Source organism: Mycobacterium sp. (assembly GCF_049280035.1).
Classification (GTDB): domain Bacteria; phylum Actinomycetota; class Actinomycetes; order Mycobacteriales; family Mycobacteriaceae; genus Mycobacterium.
Window position 1 is genome coordinate 1 of record NZ_JBAPPI010000331.1, and the last position, 4,679, is coordinate 4,679.

2 protein-coding genes, 1 tRNA gene and 3 pseudogenes are annotated in these 4,679 nt (G+C 65.2%); 2 read left to right on the forward strand and 4 right to left on the reverse strand.

Annotated features, from left to right (window positions below):
* The coding region (locus WAN71_RS11130; RefSeq protein WP_422225381.1) for an ATP-binding protein at positions 1-1,868 on the forward strand (1,868 nt) is incomplete at its 5' end.
* Positions 1,869-1,913: 45 nt separating this feature from the next.
* On the opposite strand, the pseudogene WAN71_RS11135 reads toward WAN71_RS11130, so the two are convergent.
* Positions 1,914-2,012 (reverse strand): annotated as a pseudogene (locus tag WAN71_RS11135) (helix-turn-helix domain-containing protein); the annotation flags it as partial.
* 33 nt (positions 2,013-2,045) lie between these two features.
* Between WAN71_RS11135 and WAN71_RS11140 the strand changes: the two are divergent.
* The gene (locus tag WAN71_RS11140; RefSeq protein WP_422225382.1) at positions 2,046-2,840 is read left to right on the forward strand and encodes a hypothetical protein; all 795 of its coding nucleotides are present in this window, start codon (positions 2,046-2,048) and stop codon (positions 2,838-2,840) included.
* Positions 2,841-3,231: 391 nt separating this feature from the next.
* On the opposite strand, the gene WAN71_RS11145 is transcribed toward WAN71_RS11140, so the two are convergent.
* From WAN71_RS11145 to WAN71_RS11155, 3 genes and pseudogenes are all read right to left on the reverse strand, one after another.
* Positions 3,232-3,298: transfer RNA gene (locus WAN71_RS11145), tRNA-OTHER, on the reverse strand.
* Positions 3,283-3,390 (reverse strand): annotated as a pseudogene (locus WAN71_RS11150) (recombinase family protein); the annotation flags it as partial. The pseudogene WAN71_RS11150 and the gene WAN71_RS11145, both read right to left, overlap by 16 nt.
* A gap of 65 nt (positions 3,391-3,455) precedes the next feature.
* A pseudogene (locus WAN71_RS11155) lies at positions 3,456-4,679 on the reverse strand (cyclase); the annotation flags it as partial.

Here is a 4,679-nt window from a genome sequence, read left to right on the forward strand (position 1 = left end):
AGACAGTGACCGAGTCGGTGGCCTTCGCATTGGAGGGCCGGTCGCGGCTGCTGGTGTTCGACAACTGCGAGCACGTTGTCGACAGTGTCGCGGATCTGGTCGAGGCGATCCTGGCCGCCTCGGCGACGGTAACGATTCTGGCGACCAGCCGCGAAGGATTGGGGGTCAGCGAAGAACAGTTATGGCGTGTCCCGTCGCTTGATGTCAATTCGGGAGCCGAATCCGCCGCCGTGAACCTTTTCGTCGACCGTGCCCAAAGTGTCGTGTCGGACTTCTCGCTGGCCCAGCCCGGCGATGCGGACGCTGTGGTGGAAATCTGCCGCCGCCTGGACGGCATCCCGTTGGCCCTCGAGTTGGCGGCCTCGCGGATGGCGTCGATGACCGCGAGCGAGGTGCGTGATCGTCTGGATCAGCGGTTCCGGCTGCTAGTCGGGTCGAGGCGCGGCCTGGAACGCCACCACACCCTGCGCCACGCGGTGGCGTGGTCCTACGACTTGCTCGACGAGCCGGAAAAGGCGCTGCTGGACCGCTGTTCGGTCTTCACCGGCGGATTCGACCTGCAAACCGCCTGCGCCGTAACGGGTTCCGAGGATGACTTTGCCACCCTGGATCTACTCGACGCCCTGGTGCGCAAGTCGCTGCTGGTCGCCGACCGGTCGGCGGGGCGGACCCGGTTTTCGATGCTGGAGACGATCCGCCAGTTCGCCGAGGACCAACTCGTCGCCGGCGGTGAAGCATTCGAGATTCGGGCCGCCCACTCGCGGTACTTCGCCGCACGCGAAGCCGACATCATGGCCCTATGGGACAGCCCCCGCCAACGACAGGCCTACAACTGGTTCACCGTCGAGCTGGCCAACCTGCGCACCGCGTTTCGGTGGGCCGCCGACCGCGGCGATCTCGATGTCGCCGCCACCATAGCCAGCTATGCGGGATTCCTCGGCGTTATGGTCCAAACCCTTGAGCCGATCGCCTGGGCCGAAGAACTGATCGAGGCCGCCCGCGTCGCCGACCACCCGCGGCTGGCGTTCCTGTACGTGACTGCGTCGCTGTGCTACGCGACCGGACGGATCGAGGACGCGGTCCGCTACAGCGACGCCGGGCAGATCGTTCTCGGCAACAGCCACGAGGCGCCGCCGTACGGCATCGAAGCCGCGCTTGGATCTGTATACCTAGTCATCGGGCAGCCCGAGCGGATGGCCGAGGTGTGCCGCGCCCAGCTAGCACGCCGCCGCGACACCCACGTCCACATCCGGGCATGGCTGGTTGCCGCCCTACATTCGGCCGGTTCGGGTGGGGAGGCGATGGATTGCGCGGATGGCCTCATCGAGGCTGGGGAGACAACAGGCAACCCTTTGTTTCTCGCGTGGGCGCTCGGGGCCTACGGTTTGGCTTTCCGTGACGCGGATCCCGTCGCGGCGCTTGATGCCCTCGGCCGGGGTCTGGTGATCGCTCAAGACAGCGGCAACCGCACCATCGCGTCAGTCCTGGCGAACGGTCTGGCACGACTTGAGGCCGAACACGGCGACACGCTGGCCGCGTTCGATCACCTCACCCTGGCAATCCGCGGATTCCACAATGCGGGCGACACCACGACGCTCCGCGTCCCGCTGGCCGTCCTCGCCGCTCTTTTCGACCGGCTCGGACGCCACGAACCGGCGGCCACCATCGGCGGCTTCGCGCTCAGTCCTTTCTCTGCGTCGGCGGTCCCCGAAATTAGCACCGCCATCAGCCGCCTCCGCGAGGTCCTCGGTGACCAGACCTACGAATCGCTCGCCCGCAAGGGTGAGACGATGACCACCGCCGCGATGGCGACGTACGCCTACGACCAAATCGACCAGGCCCGAACAGAACTCGTACGCCCCAGCTGAATGGCGCGAGTCGCGTGTCCAACGCGAGAGCGGCGCGGCATGTTCTCAGTCGCCTTCAGCAGTCTGTTCGGCGAAGACGCGGTACACCGTCGCCCGGCTCACGCCGAGGGCGGTCGCAATCGTGCTCGCCGATTCACCGCTGGCGGTGCCGAATTCACATCGACGTAAGGTGACGTGATGGGCGCTCACGTCTATTGGACAAATTATGACAGCGGCACGATTGGGCGGGCAAACCTCGACGGCTCGGGCGTCAAACAGAACTTCATCACGGGCGCGGCCACCCCAACCGATGTGGCGGTCCACGGTAAACACATCTACTGGGCCAACCTCACGACGATTGGGCGAGCGAACCTCGACGGCTCGGGCGTCAATCAGAACTTCATCACCGGCGCGAACTTCCGCCCCCAAGGGTTGGCGGTCGACGGCAAATACATCTACTGGACAAACATCCCAATTTCCGGCCCGCCGGTATCGGATAGCACGATTGGGCGGGCAAACCTCGACGGCTCGGGCGTCAATCAGAACTTCATCACCGGATTGAGCATCCCATTCGGGGTGGCGGTCGACGGCAAGCACATCTATTGGGGCGAACAAGCCGACACCACCTCGAATGGCACGATTGGGCGGGCAAACCTCGACGGCTCGGGCGTCGATACGAACTTCATCACCGCGGTGGTCAGCCCGAGTGGGGTGGCGGTCCACGGCAAGCACATCTACTGGGGCGACCTAGAGCTGACCGGCCCGAATAACACGATTGGGCGGGCAAACCTCGACGGCTCGGACGTCAATCAGAACTTCATCACCGATGTGGGAGCCCCTCACGGAGTGTCGATCCACGGCGAGCACATCTACTGGGCGGCCGCCGGTCCCTTGGTCGCGCGCGCGAACATCGACGGTTCGGGCGTCAACCTGAACTTCATCACCGGCGCGAACTTTTCGTACGGGATGGCGGTCGACGGTAGCCATAGTTAAGACAGGGCTCACGCGCGTTAGCGGGAGCGGGGTGGAGGGGTCATTAGTTCGGTCCTGCCGTTGAACGGCTGATGGCCTCCGGCTCGGAGTTCCCGAGGGTAACGCCACACGACCTACGCCATACCGCCGCTTCGCTCGCCATCAGTGGAGGCGGAAACCGAAGGCTGTCCAGACCATGCTGGGACACCATTCCGCTGCGCTCATGCTGGATACCTACGCGGATCTCTTCCCTGACGATGTTGAGCTCGTCTCAGCTGCTCTCGACCAGGATCGACAGGCTGCCCTAAACGCTATTGCGGACCAACTGCGGACTGGAAGCCAGCAGACCCTCTAACCGAAACGGCCCGTATAGCCTCTGATCTCGTCAAATCTATGTCGGGGTGGCGGTGTCTGGTGGCGGGATTCGAACCCACGGCCTCTTCGTCCCGAACGAAGCCACCGGCACGCCGGCCACCATTCTGCCGGTCGCGTTGGATGTGTCGATGCCCTCGCGCAGCGACCGCAGCACGACGCGGCGCTCGCCAAGCTCGCGAATGCTAGCTACCGTCTCAACTCTTTAGTTCTGAGACTGCGTGGACTTGGTAAACGATCGGCAGGAGTACTGAACGGCCCCCGTCATGGCATCGCCTCGGCCCACGCGATATGCCCCTCGAAGCCAAGCGTTCTCACCATCGCGCGGTAGCGATCCCTAAAGTCCGCGTAAGGCGCGGCATCGCGGTGAGCCCGCGCCAGCAGAGCCCGCAGCCGCAGCAGCCACACCTCGCGCATCACCAGACCCTCATCGGCTGGCGCGGTCGCTAACCGCTCGATCGCGGCCTCGGCTTCGGCCAGGTCACCGTCGGCCCCGCGATCGAGCAGTGTCTCCACCAGAACACCGGTCGCTGGAATGCCCCACACCAGCAGCCGTCCCTCGCGGAACAGATGGTCGACCGTGGCGCGCATGAGCGGTATCGCCTCATCGCGATCTCCACGCCGAGCCCGCTCACGCGCCACGTACACCTCGACGAGTGGCAAATCGCACAGCAGGTATCCGCGGCGCAGGAAAACGTCGCCGACCTCGGCCAGGAGCGTCTGTCCGCGGTCACGCTCCGCATCCGTGTGGCGGTGCACCAGCGCAACGCCCAGCGCCAACCGGGACCAGGCCAACGCGACGTCATCACTGGATCGTTCCGCGATCCGTAACGCATCCTCGATCTCGCGCACCGCGCGATCGTCAGGACTCAGAACGCCACAGGATATCCCTAGGAAGTAGACGTAGCCGACAACCCCGGCGTAGGTCAGGGGATCGGCGCTGCGGGCCATGGCCAGGCCGTGCCGCTGGTCGTCGCGCCATCCGGGAAGACCCAGACACCAACGGGCAATGGCCCGCTGCATAAGGGCGACCGCTAACGGAGACCCCATGATGAAGTTGCCTTTAGACGGGTCACCGTCGGCCAGGTCGATGACCCTCTGTGACCAGCGCAGCACCTCACACATCTCGGCGCTTTCACCCTTGGCGTAGATCGGCGCGAAGGACAGCCCCACCGCCAAGGTCGCATCGCCGACCGAGTCGAGGAGGGCCACGGCCTCGGATGCCAGCTGCGACGCCTCGCGCGTCCGAGCCTGAAACACGTGATCCATCACCAGCCCCGCCATCCCGATGGCCAGGGACGCCTTGTCCCCGGCGGCGGTGCACAACTTCCGCAATTCATCGAACTGGGCGCCGGCTACATGCTCATGGACTCGCCAGGCGTTCGCGCACAACATGGTGCGCGGGGCGATGCGCATCGCTGTTCGGTTCGAGTCATCGGCGGGTACTGCGTCGGCGATCCTTGTGGCACGCTCCCAGCTCAGTCGCGC